The following is an 18,663-nucleotide window of genomic DNA, read 5'->3' as shown; positions in this document are numbered from 1 at the left end:
GAGGAGATGAACAGTGGCAGAAATCCTACAACTTCAAAAACAGGGATGTTTTGATGGGTATGACTGCCCTAAATCAGCTATCAACTGACAACTCTCAACCCTCAACTAAAGGAATATTGTTGGGTGGCTATACTCAGGCAGAAGGAAGAATAGAAACAGATGATGAAACATTCTGGATGCTGTATCTGGACCCTAATGGAAATGAACAGTGGAGAAAGCATGTGAAGGGAGAATCCAGAAAGAGGGAGGAGAGATTATCGGATATTAAACTGAACAGAGATGGTTCCATCATTTTAGCAGGAACCAGTGCAGAGGAATTAGGGAAGGAGAACTGGAAGATCGTGAAGCTGGGAGACAAGCAACTGGATCAGTTGATCGAAAAACAGGATATCAAGATCTATCCGAATCCGGTATCAGATTATGCTTATGTAGAAATAGGCTTTGATTTCAGGGAAGCTGATATTACTTTGTATGATATGGGTGGAAGACAGCTTCAGAATCTAAAAACAAAGAATAAAGTGACGAAGATTAATACACAGCCGTTGATACAAGGTGCTTACCTGGTGGTGATCAAGATGGATACGAATAAAACGGCCAATGCTAAATTAATTAAGAAATAACAGAACAATTGTAATGAAAAAAAACTTTAACATTAGCTGGAATTCTTCTTTCAGCTTTATTATATAGCCAAAGTAATAATCAAGACTATACTACTAATACAAATGATGCAGGTAAACATATTCCTAAAATATCACCGACGAGTCCTGAATCATTTAAGTTCAGTCAATATGGAAATATTCCTATCGGTATGTTTACAGGAGCACCAAATATTAATATTCCCATTACAGAAATCTCAATCGATGGAACGAGTATTCCTATTTCCGTAAACTATTCTTCAAATGGTATTAATATAGATGAAATGAATGGTTCCGTAGGTTTAGGTTGGACTTTTATTTCAGGAGGGGTTATCACAAGAACGATAAGAGATAAGCCAGATGAAGATAGTAGTTTTAATAGTGGAGATGCTCCACTATCAGAAAACTTCCCCTCACAATTGACAAACTATCTGAAGTTTTGTGAAAATGATGAATTTGATTCTGAGCCTGATTTGTATTCAGCTAACTTTGGCGGCTATAATGTAAAATTTGTGATCAATAAAGCAGGTAATATTATCATGATTGATCAAAAAAATTATCAGATTAAAAGGAATGACAGCGGAAATTTATTCTCGATTATTCTTGATAATGGCGTAAGGTATAATTTTAATGCGGTAGAGTATATACAAAATAGGACATTTAACACGGGAGGGCATCAACCTCCATTACAATATCAGCAATCCTGGTATCTTACTTCCATAGTGACTACTAACGGACAGACCTTGACTCTTGAATATCAAGATGCAAATTACTCAAATATACTTTCACAATCACAAACAATGACCTATACAAACGGAATTCAAAATAAATATGGAGATATATTGTATGGTGGTAGTTTGCAACTGCCTTACTGTCCTTTGAAGACTTATACGATATCACCAGACATAGGATTAATTGCTGAATCACAACAATCTGTAGCGGGCAAACAGATTAAAAAAGTATATGATTCTAACAATAATTCCATTGTTTTTTCTTATGCACCCCAAAACGATGATTATTCAAAATTAACAAACATCAAAAAATACCATAATGACATTGTTATTGAAGATTTTAGTTTTAATTATTTAACTCCTGCTGGGAATTCAAGATTATTTTTAACTGAAATCCGTAATAATAAAAGTAATTCTTCTCATAAATTTACTTACTATAACCCAGAATCACTGCCTTTAAGATTAAGCTTTTCCAGAGATATGTGGGGGTATTATAATGGAGTGGCCAATAGTAGTTTAGTTCCGCAGTTATTTGTAAGTACAGATATAACGGCCCCTCAGTATAATGGGGCTGATCAGACTGTTAATCCTTCCTATGGTCAGTATGGACTATTAAAAACGATTACTTATCCAACAGGAGGAAAGACTTTGTTTAATTATGAGAACCACGTAAGAAAAGAAAATGTTTTAATTCCTGCTCCAGAAGTTTTTTTTAGGAACTTCTACCGTAAATAATTCCAACTCTTATGATTCAACGCAAGAACTGACCATTACACCGGCAAAGTCAGGATATGTACGTGTTGGGCTATCCAATTATCTCTATCCGTATGGCAATTGTAAAGACAGTCCGGACTTAGAAACGGATAAGCAAAAGGGTGAAGTATGGGTTAAAGATCAGGCTGGAAATTATATGCCTTTATATGAAAACATACCCAATTTTGGGTTTTCTCCTTTAGGAAACTCAGCTGAATCTTCTCTGAATAACAGTCAAATAGCATATGTCTATGTGGAGAAAAATCAGACCATTAAAATCACTGTAAAAGCATGGTTTGTCTGTTGTCAGGCATATATTCAAGCCTACTATTTTGATCAGGAGGATAAATATGTTTTACAAGATGTATTAAAAGGAGGCTACAGGGTTAGTTCAACAGTTGATACTCCTGTTGATGGTTTACCTATTACAAGAAAATATAAGTATATAAGAGATAACGGAGAGTACTCCATCAATATTACAAGAGATCCTGTATTTAGAGAAAATAGGACTGTCGGCTCCTTATGTATTGGTTCTAATGATATAATGCCTCCGTTACTTTCGAATTATAATGCTATTACTTCATCCAATATAGGAAGACTATTTTCATTCAACCCTAATATTTTTTATGATACAGTTGAAGAAGTAATAGAAGGAAAGGGAAAAATTGTTCATTATTTTAATTCCAATCAAGATTATTGGGGAAATACACTCAGAGGAAGCTCTATTATATCTGCTCCTTGGACGAATTCAGGATGGGATAACGGAAAAGAAACGAAAACTGTTTATAAGGACAATGCTGATATTACCTTAAAGATAATTGAAAGTAATTATGTTGAAGATCCAGCAAGGACATTTTATTTAGGAGCTATTAGCCGACGTAAAATTTATGATCCTATTGCAACAAATGGCACAGGACCATATGATGATACTTGGAATGATTTTGCGAATATGGATGTCGTGTATTATAAAAACATCAGTCGGTTTACCTATTTACAATCACAGAAAACGACAGATTATTTTAATGGTAATCCTATTGAAACAAAGACAGAATATTTTTACACTAATCCATCACATTATCAACTGAATAAACAAAAAATCACATTTCCTGATGCATCAATTAGTGAGACGAATTATAGTTATGCTCATGAAAAAGGAAATCAGCTTATGATTAATAAAAACATGGTAGGTATTCCAATCGAGACAAACAATACCAAAACTATGGGAAATAATACTAAAATGCTAGCAAAAACAGAAATTATTTATCCAACAGTTCTACCTACAACTCAAACAGGAAATTTAGTATTACCATTATCAGTGAATACATATGATGTATTAAATAATAATATATCTACTACAGAAGTTACTTATAATAAATACGATTCTAAAGGAAATATCCAACAGTACACCACCAAAGACGGAATTCCGACATCTGTCGTTTGGGGATATAATAATACACAACCTATTGCCAAAGTACAAGGTGCCACTTATTCTCAATTGGTAAGTTTAGGTTTGATTACAGCGATAGTAGATGCTTCAGATCAGGATGCAGCTAATCCAGCTAATGAACCGGCACTAATTACAGCCTTGGATAATTTCAGAAAGAATTCTGGTTTGTCTGCATATCAGATTTCCACGTATACTTATGATCCTTTAATCGGAGTAACCAGTATTACTCCTCCATCAGGGATCCGGGAAGTATATATCTATGATACGGCCAATAGATTAAAGGAAATAAGACAGGATTCTAAAACAGGTAATTTGGTAAAAGAATTCAAATACAATTACAAAAACTAACACAGAATGAAGAAAATAAAACAAACTATATATATTAGCTCTTTGATTATAAGCAGCCTTCTGCATGCACAACTTTCTCCAACGGAAAACTATGTATACTCAAAGACCATTCTTGATTATAATACCAGCAATGTAGCGACCAAAACCTCAGAAACCGTTCAGTATTTTGATGGGCTTGGAAGACCCAAGCAGGTTGTGAATATAAAAGCATCTCCAACAGGAAAAGATGTAGTCACCCCTATTGAATATGATGGCTTCGGAAGACAGGTAAAAGATTATTTACCTATTCCCCAGGGACAGACCTTAAACGGAGGTATTGTTTCAAACCCTTTAGCCAATGTCATAAATACTCCTTACGGACAGGAGAAGATCTATGCTGAGAAGACATTGGAAAACTCTCCTTTGGATAGGCTATTAGAACAAAAACAAGTAGGGACAGCATGGAATGATAAACCTGTAAGGTTTCAATATGATGCCAATATACATGAGGATTATGTTAGAAAATATAAACCCACAACGATATGGGATCCTGCAGGAAAAATGACTGTAACAACTCTTGAGTTGCTTGAGTATTTTTTACCGAATACACTCTATAAAAATACCGTTACCGATGAGGATGGAAATAAGACCATAGAATTTAAAAATGGAAGAGGGCAAGTTGTGCTGGTTAGAAAAGTCATTAGCCCTACTGAAAATGCAGATACTTATTATGTGTATAATGAATTTGATCAATTAGCATTTGTTATTCCACCGGGCTCTCCAGCTACACCAGATGATACAGCATTAAATAATTTCTGTTACCAATATCGATATGATGGAAAAAGTAGGCTGGTTGAGAAAAAACTACCAGGCAAAGGTTGGGAATATATGGTATATGATAAGCAGGATAGACTGATTATGACCCAGGATGCCGTAATAGGAGCTAATAAACAGTGGCTTTTTACCAAATATGATCAGTTTGGAAGAGTTGTTTATACAGGAATATATACATCAGCTCAAGCTTATGGATTTGCAGGAAGACAGGCAGAGCAGGTATTAACCGATGCTGCAGGAAGTAACAATGTAACGAGAACTGCTTCCGTAGGATTTATTGTGGGAGGCCGGGGAGCTTATTACACGAATAATGCTTCAAGTTACCCTAATACCATTACCACCCTTTTAAGTATCAATTATTACGATACCTATCCTGTATACAGTTTTAATCCAACCTTTCCAACCAACATTTTAGGAACTCCTGTTATAACGGATAATTCCACATCAAATGCAGTGAGTACCAAAAGTCTTCCTGTGATGAGCCTGGTTAAAAATATAGAAGATGATAACTGGACCAGTAATTATACGTATTATGACAGCAAAGGAAGAGTGGTAGGAACTCATTCCGTTAATCACCTGGGAGGATACACCAAAACGGAAACTTTACTAGACTTTGCAGGCACAGCTAAACAACTTGTAACAAGGCATAAAAGATTAGCCGCAGATACTGAAAAAGTTATCGTCGAGAATTTCACTTATGACCCCAAAAATAGGTTATTAACCCACACTCATCAGGTTAATGGTGGTTCTGTTGAATATCTGGCTCAAAACAAATACAATGAAATTTCCCAGTTAGAATCTAAAAAGGTAGGTGGAGTAAGTACTACAACTCCATTACAGCAGGTAGATTATAAATACAACATTAGAGGCTGGATGACCCAGATCAATGACCCCGCTAATCTAGGAAGTGATTTGTTTGGGTATGCTATTAGGTACAATGATCCCATTGATTTAACAGGCCAAGCTAGTTTTAATGGAAATATAACAGAAATAGACTGGAATACAAAAAGTGATAATACTTTAAGAAGATATGATTATTATTATGACACTTTAAATAGATTCAATTTTGCTCAATATGCTAAACCTAATTTAAGTGTCCCACAAACAGGATCATATAGTGAATGGACCACTTATGACTTGAATGGAAATATAAAAACTATGGGAAGATATGGTAACCAAGACACTAATACTCCTATTCTTATTGATCAATTACAGTATACTTATTCTGGAAATAGGCTCCTTTCAATTAAAGACATTTCACAAAATCTTTCAGGGTATCCTTATTTTGCAACTCCAAATGAAATTACTTATGATAATAATGGAAATATGACAAGTCATAAGGATAAGGACATCACAAAGATTGGATATAATTATCTGAACTTACCCAATAGTATAACAAACGGAATCGGTAAATTCAGTACAACAAATAGTTATCTTTATCGAGCAGATGGAGTGAAACTTAAAAAGAGTTTGTCAGGGAGTTTGGTAATAGGAATAAATCAAACAGAATATTTAGATGGCTTTCAATATAACTTAGTAAACGGCGAAATATGTGCGGGCTGTACTCCTCCTAGTCCTATACTACAGTTTATTCCCACTTCAGAAGGTTATTATGATTTTGTAAAAAATAAGTACATTTACAATTATACAGATCACTTAGGAAATATAAGGTTGAGTTATCAGAAGGGTACAACAGGAATAGAGGTTATTGAAGAAAACAATTATTATCCGTTTGGATTGAAACATGAAGGATATAATGGTTTAGCTGGAAATCCAGCGTATCAATATAAGTACAATGGTAAAGAATTACAGACTGAAACTGGAATGTATGACTATGGTTGGAGATTCTATATGCCGGATATCGGACGTTGGGGTGTGGTGGACCCTTTAAGTGAAAAGGGACATAATTTTTCTCCTTACAATTATGCTGTAAATAACCCAATAAGATTCATTGATCCTGATGGTTTGTGGATCAGTATTACTGATGGGAATAATCAATACCGCTATTCCAATGGACAAACGCAGCATCAGGTAGATGGTAAGTGGGTTGCTATTGATAAGAATGTAAAGTTATCAGATAATGTTATAGGAATTGTTGCGGGTTTATCAGCATTAGAAAATGGTGGAGATGCTGGAAAAGATTTGGTGTCATATTTTGATAATGATAAACATGATGTGAGTATTATGTATGATAAAGGAAATGCTGGAGATGCAGGGATTAATTCATCAGATCCCATCAAAATAGATCCAAAAAAATCAACACAAACTCCAACAACCAATGGTCTTCTAGAGTCCCCATTCTTTGTGAGCCTTGGACACGAGTTGGGTCATAAAAGAGATGAAAGTAATTATTTATTTAATGGAAGTTGGTTTGGGGTAAGTAGAGGCGAAATTTTTGCTTCGCATTGGGAGAATATGATTCGTGCTGAAAATGGTTTACCCTTAAGATCTTCATACTCAATAAATCCAAAAATTTTTGGAGGTTTAGATTTACAAACTGTTTTAATTGATTGTACCGGAAATAGTCTTTACTATAATCAATCTGGAAAACCGTTAGATAACACATCTCCAGATGATAGATTAAACGCGGCAAGATCGGTATATGGAACGGCAGCTTCATCAGTTTTAAAAGGAAGATATAATTATTATGACAATGTTAAACGCACAAAAAAGAAATAGCAGTTTTATAGCTTTTCTTGCTATGTTTTGTTTGCAATCTTGTTATTCTCAAAATCAACAGATTAAAGTTTTTTTTGAGGATAAAAAGAAAAACTTCTATCAAGGTTGCATTAAAGAATCAGAAATTGATAAAATCAAAAAAACGAATGAAAATAAAGAGATTATAGAATTAATGATTAGTGGATGTGAAGATCGAGGAATTATTTTTGATAATTTCATAGATGGAACTAATACTTTGTTGGCTTCATTATCCAACAGAGAAGATGATTATATAATTTTCAACTGGAAAAAATATGGTTCTTACATTCCAGCCCCTACTGTTACATTGCTAAAAACAGATAAAACTAATGTAGTAGAATTCACTTATTATGATGAAAGAAAGAACTACGATGCATCTCTAAAAAGGAAAGTTTATGAAGAAAAAGAAGGAAAATTTAAAAATGAGCTTCAGTTTATTCAAGCTACATTAAATGGGGAGAAAATGAATGATAGTATATCTCGATACCAACAAAATGATTATTACATTATCAAAAGGATTAAGGGAAAATATTTTTATTATACCATACTTAATGGAAAGTTAGAAACCAGATAGTTTGATTTGCAACCCCTCTACGCAGAGTCTATGACTTTGAGATAATATGAAAACTAAAATAATTTGTATACAAATTTTATTCATTATTTTTTCTTGTAAAAAAGATGAAACTAAAAGTTTTAAAGAAGAATTAACTCAATCTATTCAGAAAAAAATTACACAGGAGCTTAAACAAGATGGTTCTACTTTAGAGTCCATTCAGCTTGCAAGCTTTGATACTTTAATGGAATGGCAGGAAGCTGACCTCTTATTGCAATATTCTAATCAGAAATTGATACATTTAAATAAACAACAGCAACAGTTAACAAAAGAGCTTGAAAATGTTAAAACGATAAAGGATTTTGAGTCAAATGAATTAAAATATAAAAAAGTAAAGGACAGTATAAAACACGAAATAAAAATTGGAGAAAGTGTAAGATATCTGGAGCCAAAAAAAGATAAAACAGGTAATTATCAGGCAATTTTTCTTTTGAAGGTTCATGATAAGAAATCCAATACAGTTAAAAACGATTCGTTATTTATGTATGTAAATGATAAAAAAGTAATTTTTACACAGGTACAATTTATTGAACAGTGTATTAAGAAGTTCAAAAAAAGGTTAATCTGAATCCCATAAAAACCAAATAATAGATAGCACAGCTCTGAGAAAGTACTTTCTTAGAGCTGTATTTTAAAATATCTTTATTAGATTTCATCCCACTAAAATCAAAAAACACCAAATTTCTCTATATTTGCACAAAGCACATATAAGAAAAAACAATTGGAAAAGTTTAAATCTCAAAAATAATTATAGATTATTTTTAAATAAAAATATAAGAATGTTGTTTCTACAGAAGCAGCATTTTTTTATGATTCTGCATTAATATTATTCTCCATCTCAAACTGCGACACCCAATTTTCAAGCCCCATTGCATTAAGAAATTTAGCGGTAGATTCAGAAGAATCATCAACATTATTTATACTTATTATCTTTCCTTTACTCTTCTCAGCAATACCCCTTAAAATATCCGTTCCAATTCTATTTCTCCTATGCTCTTTACTTACTGCTATCTGATATACTTTTCCGGTTACGGGATTAAAAATAGAGTACCCTATTAACTCATCTTTTTTATATGTACCGAGAATTATCAAGTCTTCACGCATTTTTTCAAGTACCATGACGGAACTTTGCCAGGAAGGTTGAATATCCCAGAAAGACTTAAATACTTCCCATTGAAAACTGTTCAACTGCTGTATAGTAATATCAGGTCCTATCTCTGCAGGCTTTATATTTCCTTTATAACAATCTAATCTTCGGGTAATCTTGAATCCCAGATGGGTATAGGCACGGATAGCAGGCTCATTTCCATTAATGACTTCAAGCATTATCAGATCTGTTTTTCTTTCCTGAAGTACAGGAAAAATATAATCATACATTTGTCTCACCAATCCTTTTCCGCGAAAATCAGGTACAACTCCGGTTCCGGCATTGTATATCATCCGCTTTCCATCTTCTGTTTTTTCGGCATGCAGAATAAAAGCCACGATCTGACCTTCCTTAAAGGTACCTACTGAAAGATCCATCTCTATTTTCTCTGTATGAATCTTTGAAGAGAGCTGTTCTTGTGTTAAATGGAAAGGGACAAGGTAATCAGAAAAAGAAAGATTAAACACATCTAAAAGGTCCGTAAACGTAAGGTCTGCTAAATTTCTGAATTCCATTGATTTTATTTTGTGGGTACTAAAATTATTGAAATAATCTGAATTCGAAGCAGGCTTTCTATATAATAAAAATACCTCTATTTCTAGAGGTATTTTTAAGCTTTAATTTTTTCTTATTCCTTGATCAGTTTTTCAAAAGATAAAGTCCCATCTTTCAATGTAATTTCAAAATAATAGTTTCCGGATTTTAAATCAGAAACACTGACATTCTCACCGTTTAATTTTACAGATCTTACTTTTCTTCCCGTTGCTTCATAAATATCGATCGATTTTATTTTATCAGCATTTTTGAAGTTTACAGTTTCTTTTGCAGGATTAGGATAAAGAACAATTTTATTGTCTGGTGCATGAACATCATTCACGCCTAATACAGTAGAAAAAGAAGCTGTTGCATATCCTACATTAGCTGTTCCACCATGAGGACCAACAGTATTCGTTGCCGTGGCAGGTCTTGGTCCCGCAAAGCTGATAGAATTTGTAGTAGCATAAGGCATTTGATAGTCATTAGGATCAGAGTTTGTCAAAGCTCTTGTTAAAGTTAGTGTTCTTACAGATCCTGAAACAACATCACTTACTGTTGTCCAGTCTTGTGAAGCGTCTTGTGGAGGTTGGAATGTTCCTTGAAAATTTCTATCCGTAAGATTTGGTGTCGTAGCCGTAGAATATACTACAGCATCACCTGCTGACATACTAAATCCTGCGCTAACTCCAATTCCCAATCCAAACCATCTATCAGAAGGCCCTTTCAAAATCAAAGTTACTTTAGAAGTTGTATTATCCAGAGTAAAATTTGCAGTTATCCCATTATTAGGGGATAACGGTACATCACCTGTGGTTTTTTGTTGCGAAACGCCCAAAAAGCCTGTTAATAGAAGAGAAAATAGTACAATGTTTTTCATATTTTAATTTTTAAGTTGGTTAATAAGTTCTGGATTTTTTGAAATGACAGCGTATTCAAATGCTGTATTTCCTTGTTTGTCTCTTAAGTTTTTATCCGCTTTATTTTTTATAAGAAGTTTTACCATTTCTACATTTCCTAATTTTGTAGCAAAAATAAGAGGTGTTGTTCCAATGGCATCTGCTGTATTGATATCTGATTTATGATCTAATAATTTTTGGGTTAATTTAAGATCGCCTTTATATATAACTGCCATTAGCGCTGTACCCATTGAGGAATTATAATTAATATTTTTCACTTTACCCATCAAAAAATCAGCTACTTCAAGATTCCCTCTGTAACAAGCTAAAATAAGAGGAGAAAAACCGCTTTCATTTGTCTTATTAATAACATCCGGGTCTTGCTTCATCAGCTCTTTAACCTCAGCAACAGTTCCGCTTCTGGCAATATCAAAAATTGATTTTGCTTTTTCCTGGGCAGATGTCAATGAAAAGCTCAGGAACATACTTACGATCAGAATTAAGTTTTTCATTGTTTTACCAGGATATAATTGTATTCAACATTAATATTCTCAGCAATCTTTTTGGTCACCATCTTTGGAATGGTCACATTAAAATCAGCGGGTCTTGCTACAAATGTCCCCTTCATATATATTTTCCCATCCTTGGAAGAAATACTTGCTGTGGAAGTAACAGGTTTATTAACTCCATGAAAGTTTAATGTTCCCTGTACTGTATATTTCTGTGGGGTTGCAGAAAGTTTGCTTTTATCAAAATTTGCAATTTTTCCGGTAAAGGTTGTCTTTGGATATTTGGCTATTTCGGCATAGCTTTCATTAAAGTGTTCTTCCATAAGCTTTACTTTGAAATGAAAGTTCTTTACAACCGAAATGGATGCTATATCCCCGGTGTCTGCATTGATTACTGCTACATTATTATCATCCTGAGCATACACATCTTCAAATAACGGTACCGATGCTTCAAAGGTTACCTTACCCGTTTTAGAGCTGTATTTCTGAGCCAGAACAAGGTTGCCGGATAGCAAGGCAATTATTAATACTACTAATTTTTTCATTTTTTTCAATTTTAATTTTCGACAAGCCCATCAGCTTTCCATTTGATAAATAAATTAATCTGAGTCGCGGAAAGTGATCCGCCCTGTGGCATCTTCCCGGGATCTCCGTTAGGTCTCTGTATTCGATCTATTATTTTATCAATATTATTCTTCACCTGATTATAATTGGTTAGAGGCTGAAAAGAGCCCGGCCCGTTTGCAGAATGACAACTAATACAGTTGGCATCGATAATCGGTTTTATATCGGCTGTAAACTTTACCTGTTGTGTAATAGGCGTATGGACTGAAATCTCATCATAGGTTCTGCTTTCACACGAGATCAGTAAAACGGCCGAGGATACGATGTATAATAATTTCTTCATCTTAAAAAACTCTGTAAAGATTAAACCCAAAATAAATATGCCCTTTGCCCCAATTTCCAACAGCATTGGAAAGGTAGCCTATATCAGAATTAAGTTGCGAATTACTGAATACAAGCTGAAATACATGACCTCCGGTCTCTATATCCATCCCTACCGATAAAGGATTTTTATAAAAACTATGGTTATCAAAATTCACGAAATATTCAGCATTCACAGAGATTCTTTTAGAGATCTTATAACGCCCCCCAAGCCCCGTTAAGAATTGATTTTTATCTTCAATATTCTGGTCATAAAGATTTTTATGGATATAAGAAGGAGTAAGCTGAAGAGACAAACGGTCATCAAATCTTCTCGAAATCAACGCCTGAGTAAGATAAGAAAGCCTGTCGCTAAAACGAAGATTTGGATAATTATCCTTATCCAAATCCGTATTCAAAGCCAAAACATTATATCCTACGACATCGACCGGAAAGTTTTCATTTTGCTTGAGAAGCTTATATTTCGCCCCAACCTCAAATGTTTTTTGGTTCGTCTCTCTTGAAAGGTTTAAAGATAACCAATCAGTTACACCATAGATTGCTCCCAATTTTGTAGAAGCATCATCTAGGCCAAAGAAGTTTTTAAACCCGGTACTGATGTCACCGAAACGGTGCGCGACTACAATATACCATTCATTTTTAGCAGCAAGTTTTGTGGACTGTCCTGTGACAATCTGGAGCGCCTTAAAGGCGGGTTGAGAATTTTCAGTATTTGTTTTAATGGTGTCAATGTCCTTCAACAAATCTTCCTGTGAATAGGCAAGAGTTGAAGCTAACACTGACAAAAATAGGAGAGTTTTTGTCATACAATTCTTAATAAAATATTAGTATGGCAAACTTATAGAGTTACGATTTTAAAAGTAGGTGATAAAAGTCACCTAACAAATTGTATTTATCAATTACTTTATTAAAAATAACTATTAAAAACAATTATTATTAGAATTGGCTAACATTTTCATTAACGGCAACACGTATCCCATCTTTTCCCTGCAGTATTTCTCCTTCGTTTTCAATTTTCTTAAGAACCCTGCTCACCACTTCTCTGGATGTTCCAAGATTGTTGGCAATTTCCTTATGCGTTAATTTGATAGGATGACTTCCCGTTATTACAATTTGTTGTTTGATATAATTTAACACCCTCTTATCCAACCGATGGAAAACAGCCTCATTCACCATATTCATTACGTCAATAAACCGTTTGTCATACTCCTGATAAAAAACCCTGTTAATTGCCGGAAAACGGATTAGCCATTCGTGCATTATGGCAACAGGAATCAGCAATACCTCAGAATCTTCTTCCGTAATAGCATAAATCTTACTGATATAGTTACTGAAAATAGATGAAAAAGTCATTACACAGCTTTCATTACGTCTTACGTAGTAGTAGATCAGTTCACGGCCATCGTTAAGGCAATATACTTTTACAGAACCTGAAATCATGAAAGGAATAAATTTGATTTTCTCCCCCTCACTGATCAGTTCAGTTTTTGCTTTGATCTTATCTGTGATGCCATGTTGATGAACTTCATTTATAAAATCATTGCCTAAAAACCCGAATTTATTATTAATAAATTGATGATCTATCATATTTTATATCAAATTATATAAGAAAGCAAATATATAAAATGAATTCCTTAATAAATGTTAATTTTTTATCATTTGTATTTAAATTGTGAATAATTTACTTTATTTAAAGTCATGATAAATAAAAATTCCTTTATTGATTTAATTTAAATGAATTGGCTATTTATTTCTGAGAATCATAATCATGCGAATATTTTCACTTAAAATAAGGCATAAAAAAATGCCTCAATACATTGAGGCATCTTGTTGTTTTATGTAAGAAAAATCTTATGCTTGTACATTGTTACCACCTAATACGAAAGGCTCAACTTCTTTGATTTCTCCGAATTGCTGCTCATAGTTAGCAATGTTCTGTTGAAGAGCAGATAATACTCTTTTAGCGTGAAGTGGAGCAAGAATGATTCTTGATCTTACTTTAGCTTGCTGAACACCTGGCATTAACTGGATGAAATCCACTACAAATTCAGATGGAGAGTGGTTTACTAATGCTAAGTTAGCATAGATTCCAGCCGCTACCATTTCATTTAGTTCGATGTTGATGTTTCCGTCCTGTGGATTTTGATTTTGATTGTCCATGTTTTCTTTAAATATTTTTGTTTAAAAAGTTTCAGGCCTCTAATTTAGAATTTAAACTTGAATCCTGAAACTTTTATATACATTTTAGTTAATATCTTCGAATTCTTTTTTAGAACCTACGATAACATTCTGATACTCTTTAAGACCTGTACCTGCAGGAATTCTGTGTCCTACAATTACATTCTCTTTAAGACCGCTTAGGAAATCAATTTTCCCAGCAACTGCTGCTTCGTTAAGAACCTTAGTGGTTTCCTGGAACGATGCTGCAGACATGAATGACTTAGTTTGTAGAGCCGCTCTTGTGATCCCTTGCAATACTGGCGTAGCCGTAGCAGGAAGTGCTTCTCTTACTTCAACAAGATTTTGATCTTCACGCTTCAATTTAGAGTTTTCATCTCTCAATTCTCTCGCTGTAATCATCTGACCTGGTCTGAATTCTTTAGAATCACCAGCATCAACAACTACTTTAAGACCAAATACTCTGTTGTTTTCTTCTAAGAAATCGTATTTATGTTCTAAAGCTCCTTCAAGGAATTGAGTATCACCTCCATCAACAATAGATACTTTTGTCATCATCTGTCTAACGATAATTTCAAAGTGTTTATCATCGATTTTCACCCCTTGCAGACGGTAAACTTCCTGAATTTCATTTACAAGATATTCCTGAACCGCTGTTGGACCTTTAATTCTTAAGATATCATCTGGAGTGATTGATCCGTCAGAAAGTGGTGAACCAGCTCTCACGAAGTCATTCTCCTGAACAAGGATCTGGTTGGAAAGTTTTACTAAATAAATCTTTCTTTCTCCAGTCTTAGCCTCTACAATAAGTTCACGGTTACCTCTCTTGATTTTTCCGTAAGAAACTACTCCATCGATTTCTGTAACAACCGCTGGGTTTGAAGGGTTTCTTGCTTCGAATAATTCGGTTACCCTTGGAAGACCTCCGGTGATATCCCCTGCTTTTGCAGATTTTCTTGGGATCTTGATCAAGACTTTACCAGCCTTAATTTTCTCACCATCATTAACCATTAAGTGGGCTCCTACCGGTAAGTTATAAGCTCTTTGCTCAACACCTTTAGAATCTACCACCTTCAAGGTAGGTACGGCTTTCTTATTTCTGGATTCAGAGATTACTTTCTCTTCGAATCCTGTTTGTTCGTCAATTTCAAGTTGGAATGAAATACCCTGGATAATATCTTCATATTCTACTTTACCGGATGTTTCCGCAATGATAACCGCGTTATACGGATCCCATTTACAGATCACATCACCTTTCTTCACTTTATCACCAGGTTTTACAGCCAATACTGAACCGTAAGGTACGTTAGCAACCATTAAAGGAGTTCTGGATTCGTTGTCAGCAACCAATCTGAATTCCGTAGAACGAGATACTACAACTTCAGCTGTATTTCCGTTTTCATCTTCAGAAGTAATTGTTCTTACTTCATCCATTTCAACGATACCATCTCTTCTTGCTACGATTGATGGGTTTTCTGATACGTTACCCGCAGTACCCCCTTGGTGGAAGGTTCTCAATGTTAACTGAGTTCCCGGTTCCCCAATAGATTGTGCAGCAATTACACCTACCGCTTCACCCATGTGGATTATTTTACCTGTAGCAAGGTTTCTACCATAACATTTAGCACAGATACCTTTCTTCGCTTCACAAGTTAATGGTGAACGAACTTCAACAGCTTCCAGTCCTGCATCTTCAATTCTTCTCGCTAACTGCTCGTTGATTACCTGATCTGCTTCAGCAATTAATTCATCTGTTTCAGGATCATAGATGTTATGAAGAGAAACTCTACCTAAAATTCTTTCAGAGATTTTCTCAACGATCTCATCATTTTTCTTAAGAGCAGTAACTTCAGTACCTCTTAAAGTACCACAATCTACTTCAGTAACGATAACATCCTGAGCTACGTCTACCAATCTTCTTGTTAAGTAACCGGCATCGGCCGTTTTAAGAGCGGTATCCGCAAGACCTTTACGTGCACCGTGGGTAGAGATAAAGTACTCAAGGATCGAAAGACCTTCTTTAAAGTTTGCAAGGATCGGGTTTTCGATGATTTCCGCACCGGTAGAACCTGCTTTTTGCGGTTTTGCCATCAAACCTCTCATCCCTGATAACTGACGGATCTGTTCTTTAGAACCCCTCGCACCAGAATCAAGCATCATGTATACAGAGTTGAAACCACCTTGGTCGGTTTTCATTCTGCTCATGATCATTTCAGTTAATCCTGCGTTGGTGTTCGTCCAAACGTCAATTACTTGATTATAACGTTCTGTATCTGTGATAAGACCCATGTTATAGTTGGCTCTAATCTCATCTACAGTTCCGATTGCCTGCGCAACCATCTGCTTCTTCTCAGCAGGAACCACAATATCCCCAAGTGAGAACGAAAGACCTCCTTTAAATGCGTTAGAATAACCTAAGTCTTTCATTGCATCAAGGAATTTAACCGTTGTAGGGAAGTCTGTATCGGCAAGAATTTTACCAATAACATTTCTCAATGACTTCTTAGTTAAAAGTTCATTGATATAACCAACCTGTTTAGGTACGATCTGGTTGAATAAAATTCTACCAACAGATGTTTCAATTAATCTTGTAACCAATTCTCCATTTTCTTTAACTGGTAATCTACATCTTACCTTAGCATTTAAAGAAACTTTTCCTTCTGCATAAGCAATTTCTGCTTCCTCCGGAGAATAGAATGCTAAACCTTCACCTTTCACTTTCATATCTTCAGTAGAGCTCAATTCTTTAGTCATGAAATAAAGACCAAGAACCATGTCCTGAGAAGGTACCGTGATTGGAGAACCGTTAGCCGGGTTCAAAATATTCTGAGAACCTAACATTAATAACTGAGCTTCAAGGATTGCTTCAGGGCCTAACGGTAAATGTACCGCCATCTGGTCACCATCGAAATCGGCATTGAAGGCCGTTGTTACTAACGGGTGTAGCTGGATTGCCTTACCTTCGATCATCTTAGGTTGGAAAGCCTGGATACCCAGTCTGTGAAGCGTAGGTGCTCTGTTCAGTAGAACAGGGTGACCTTTCATCACATTTTCAAGGATATCATAAACTACAGGTTCTTTTCTATCAATAATTCTTTTTGCAGATTTTACTGTTTTTACAATCCCTCTTTCAATTAGTTTTCTAATGATAAACGGTTTGTAAAGTTCCGCAGCCATATCTTTAGGAATACCACACTCGTGAAGTTGTAAGTTTGGACCTACAACAATTACGGAACGTGCAGAGTAATCTACCCTTTTTCCTAATAAGTTCTGACGGAAACGACCTTGCTTACCTTTCAATGAATCAGAAAGTGATTTTAATGGTCTGTTTGATTCAGATTTTACTGCAGAAGATTTTCTTGTATTATCGAATAATGAATCTACTGATTCCTGAAGCATACGCTTCTCGTTTCTTAAGATTACTTCCGGGGCTTTGATCTCTAAAAGTCTCTTTAAACGGTTATTTCTGATAATAACTCTTCTATAAAGGTCATTCAAATCGGAAGTAGCGAAACGTCCACCATCCAATGGAACCAAAGGTCTTAACTCTGGTGGGATTACCGGAAGTACACGCATGATCATCCACTCAGGTCTGTTGATCATTCTTGTATTAGCACCTCTCAATGCTTCTACAACATTTAATCTTTTCAGAGCCTCAGTTCTTCTTTGCTTAGAACCTTCATTGTGAGCTTTGTGTCTCAGATCGAAAGATAATGCATCAAGATCGATTCTTTTTAATAATTCCTCAACAGCTTCAGCACCCATTTTGGCGATGAATTTGTTAGGATCGGAATCATCAAGATATTGGTTCTCAACAGGAAGGGTATCCATGATATCAAGGTATTCCTCTTCTGTTAAGAATTCCATTTTATCAAAGTCAGAACCGTCCAATTTTTTAGCAATACCCTGCTGGATTACAACATATCTTTCATAATAGATAATCATATCCAATTTCTTGGAAGGAATACCTAAAAGGTAACCGATTTTGTTTGGTAAAGAACGGAAATACCAGATGTGAGCGATAGGAACTACAAGATTAATGTGTCCAATTCTCTCTCTTCTTACTTTCTTCTCCGTAACTTCAACTCCACAACGGTCACAAACGATCCCCTTGTAACGAATTCTCTTGTACTTACCACAAGCACATTCGTAATCTTTAATAGGACCGAAGATTTTTTCACAGAACAAACCATCTCTTTCAGGCTTATGCGTTCTGTAGTTAATAGTTTCCGGTTTTAAAACCTCCCCTCTTGAATCCTGAAGAATGGATTCGGGAGAAGCTAAACCGATGGTTATTTTATTAAATCTACTTGATTTATTTTTATTTGACATAATTTTTATTTTGATTAAAAGATTAAAAGATTGAAAGATTTAAAATTACTTTCTCTCTTATCATCTCGGAGTTTATTAATTC

15 protein-coding genes are annotated in these 18,663 nt (G+C 34.9%); 6 read left to right on the top strand and 9 right to left on the bottom strand.

Annotation, left to right across the window (positions count from 1 at the left end):
* From ACJ5H0_RS22160 to ACJ5H0_RS22135, 6 genes are all read left to right on the top strand, one after another.
* A partial coding sequence (locus tag ACJ5H0_RS22160) for a T9SS type A sorting domain-containing protein (protein WP_411252070.1) occupies window positions 1-620 on the top strand: 620 nt, incomplete at its 5' end.
* Window positions 621-808: 188 nt separating this feature from the next.
* A complete protein-coding gene (locus ACJ5H0_RS22155; RefSeq protein WP_411252069.1) occupies window positions 809-2,101 on the top strand; it encodes a hypothetical protein in 1,293 nt (430 codons plus the stop codon).
* A gap of 175 nt (window positions 2,102-2,276) precedes the next feature.
* Window positions 2,277-3,914 carry a hypothetical protein gene (locus ACJ5H0_RS22150; RefSeq protein WP_411252068.1) on the top strand — a complete coding sequence of 546 codons (1,638 nt, stop codon included), beginning with the start codon at window positions 2,277-2,279 and terminating at the stop codon, window positions 3,912-3,914.
* A 6-nt stretch (window positions 3,915-3,920) separates the two neighbouring features.
* Window positions 3,921-7,406 (top strand): DUF6443 domain-containing protein, encoded by a 3,486-nt coding sequence (locus ACJ5H0_RS22145; RefSeq protein ID WP_411252067.1) that lies wholly within the window; start codon window positions 3,921-3,923, stop codon window positions 7,404-7,406.
* Window positions 7,381-7,998 carry a hypothetical protein gene (locus ACJ5H0_RS22140; RefSeq protein WP_411252066.1) on the top strand — a complete coding sequence of 206 codons (618 nt, stop codon included), beginning with the start codon at window positions 7,381-7,383 and terminating at the stop codon, window positions 7,996-7,998. Before ACJ5H0_RS22145 ends, ACJ5H0_RS22140 begins: the two co-directional genes overlap by 26 nt.
* Before the next feature lie 46 nt (window positions 7,999-8,044).
* On the top strand, window positions 8,045-8,605 hold the full coding sequence (locus tag ACJ5H0_RS22135) for a hypothetical protein (RefSeq protein ID WP_411252065.1): 561 nt from the start codon (window positions 8,045-8,047) through the stop codon (window positions 8,603-8,605).
* Window positions 8,606-8,844: 239 nt separating this feature from the next.
* On the opposite strand, the gene ACJ5H0_RS22130 is transcribed toward ACJ5H0_RS22135, so the two are convergent.
* From ACJ5H0_RS22130 to rpoC, 9 genes are all read right to left on the bottom strand, one after another.
* Window positions 8,845-9,699: a GNAT family N-acetyltransferase gene (locus tag ACJ5H0_RS22130; protein WP_411252064.1), complete on the bottom strand. Its 855-nt coding sequence runs from the start codon at window positions 9,697-9,699 to the stop codon at window positions 8,845-8,847.
* 113 nt (window positions 9,700-9,812) lie between these two features.
* Window positions 9,813-10,598, bottom strand: a complete 786-nt coding sequence (locus ACJ5H0_RS22125) for a T9SS type A sorting domain-containing protein (RefSeq protein ID WP_411252063.1) — start codon at window positions 10,596-10,598, stop codon at window positions 9,813-9,815.
* Window positions 10,599-10,601: 3 nt separating this feature from the next.
* Complete coding sequence (locus ACJ5H0_RS22120; RefSeq protein ID WP_411252062.1) at window positions 10,602-11,129, bottom strand: ankyrin repeat domain-containing protein; 528 nt, start codon at window positions 11,127-11,129, stop codon at window positions 10,602-10,604.
* Window positions 11,126-11,671 carry a YceI family protein gene (locus tag ACJ5H0_RS22115; RefSeq protein ID WP_411252061.1) on the bottom strand — a complete coding sequence of 182 codons (546 nt, stop codon included), beginning with the start codon at window positions 11,669-11,671 and terminating at the stop codon, window positions 11,126-11,128. Before ACJ5H0_RS22115 ends, ACJ5H0_RS22120 begins: the two co-directional genes overlap by 4 nt.
* An 11-nt stretch (window positions 11,672-11,682) precedes the next feature.
* Window positions 11,683-12,033, bottom strand: a complete 351-nt coding sequence (locus ACJ5H0_RS22110) for a c-type cytochrome (protein WP_411252060.1) — start codon at window positions 12,031-12,033, stop codon at window positions 11,683-11,685.
* A gap of 1 nt (window position 12,034) precedes the next feature.
* Window positions 12,035-12,877: a DUF5777 family beta-barrel protein gene (locus tag ACJ5H0_RS22105; RefSeq protein WP_273649575.1), complete on the bottom strand. Its 843-nt coding sequence runs from the start codon at window positions 12,875-12,877 to the stop codon at window positions 12,035-12,037.
* A 130-nt stretch (window positions 12,878-13,007) separates the two neighbouring features.
* Window positions 13,008-13,658 carry a Crp/Fnr family transcriptional regulator gene (locus ACJ5H0_RS22100; protein ID WP_411252059.1) on the bottom strand — a complete coding sequence of 217 codons (651 nt, stop codon included), beginning with the start codon at window positions 13,656-13,658 and terminating at the stop codon, window positions 13,008-13,010.
* A 264-nt stretch (window positions 13,659-13,922) separates the two neighbouring features.
* Window positions 13,923-14,231 (bottom strand): DUF3467 domain-containing protein, encoded by a 309-nt coding sequence (locus ACJ5H0_RS22095; RefSeq protein ID WP_089027859.1) that lies wholly within the window; start codon window positions 14,229-14,231, stop codon window positions 13,923-13,925.
* Window positions 14,232-14,315: 84 nt separating this feature from the next.
* Window positions 14,316-18,581 (bottom strand): DNA-directed RNA polymerase subunit beta', encoded by a 4,266-nt coding sequence (gene rpoC / locus ACJ5H0_RS22090; protein ID WP_172280659.1) that lies wholly within the window; start codon window positions 18,579-18,581, stop codon window positions 14,316-14,318.
* Between the last annotated feature and the right edge of the window lie 82 nt (window positions 18,582-18,663).

Origin of the sequence: Chryseobacterium proteolyticum (assembly GCF_046591535.1) — a bacterium.
GTDB classification, from domain to species: Bacteria; Bacteroidota; Bacteroidia; order Flavobacteriales; family Weeksellaceae; genus Chryseobacterium; species Chryseobacterium proteolyticum.
This window is presented reverse-complemented; position numbering and strand designations above follow the sequence as displayed.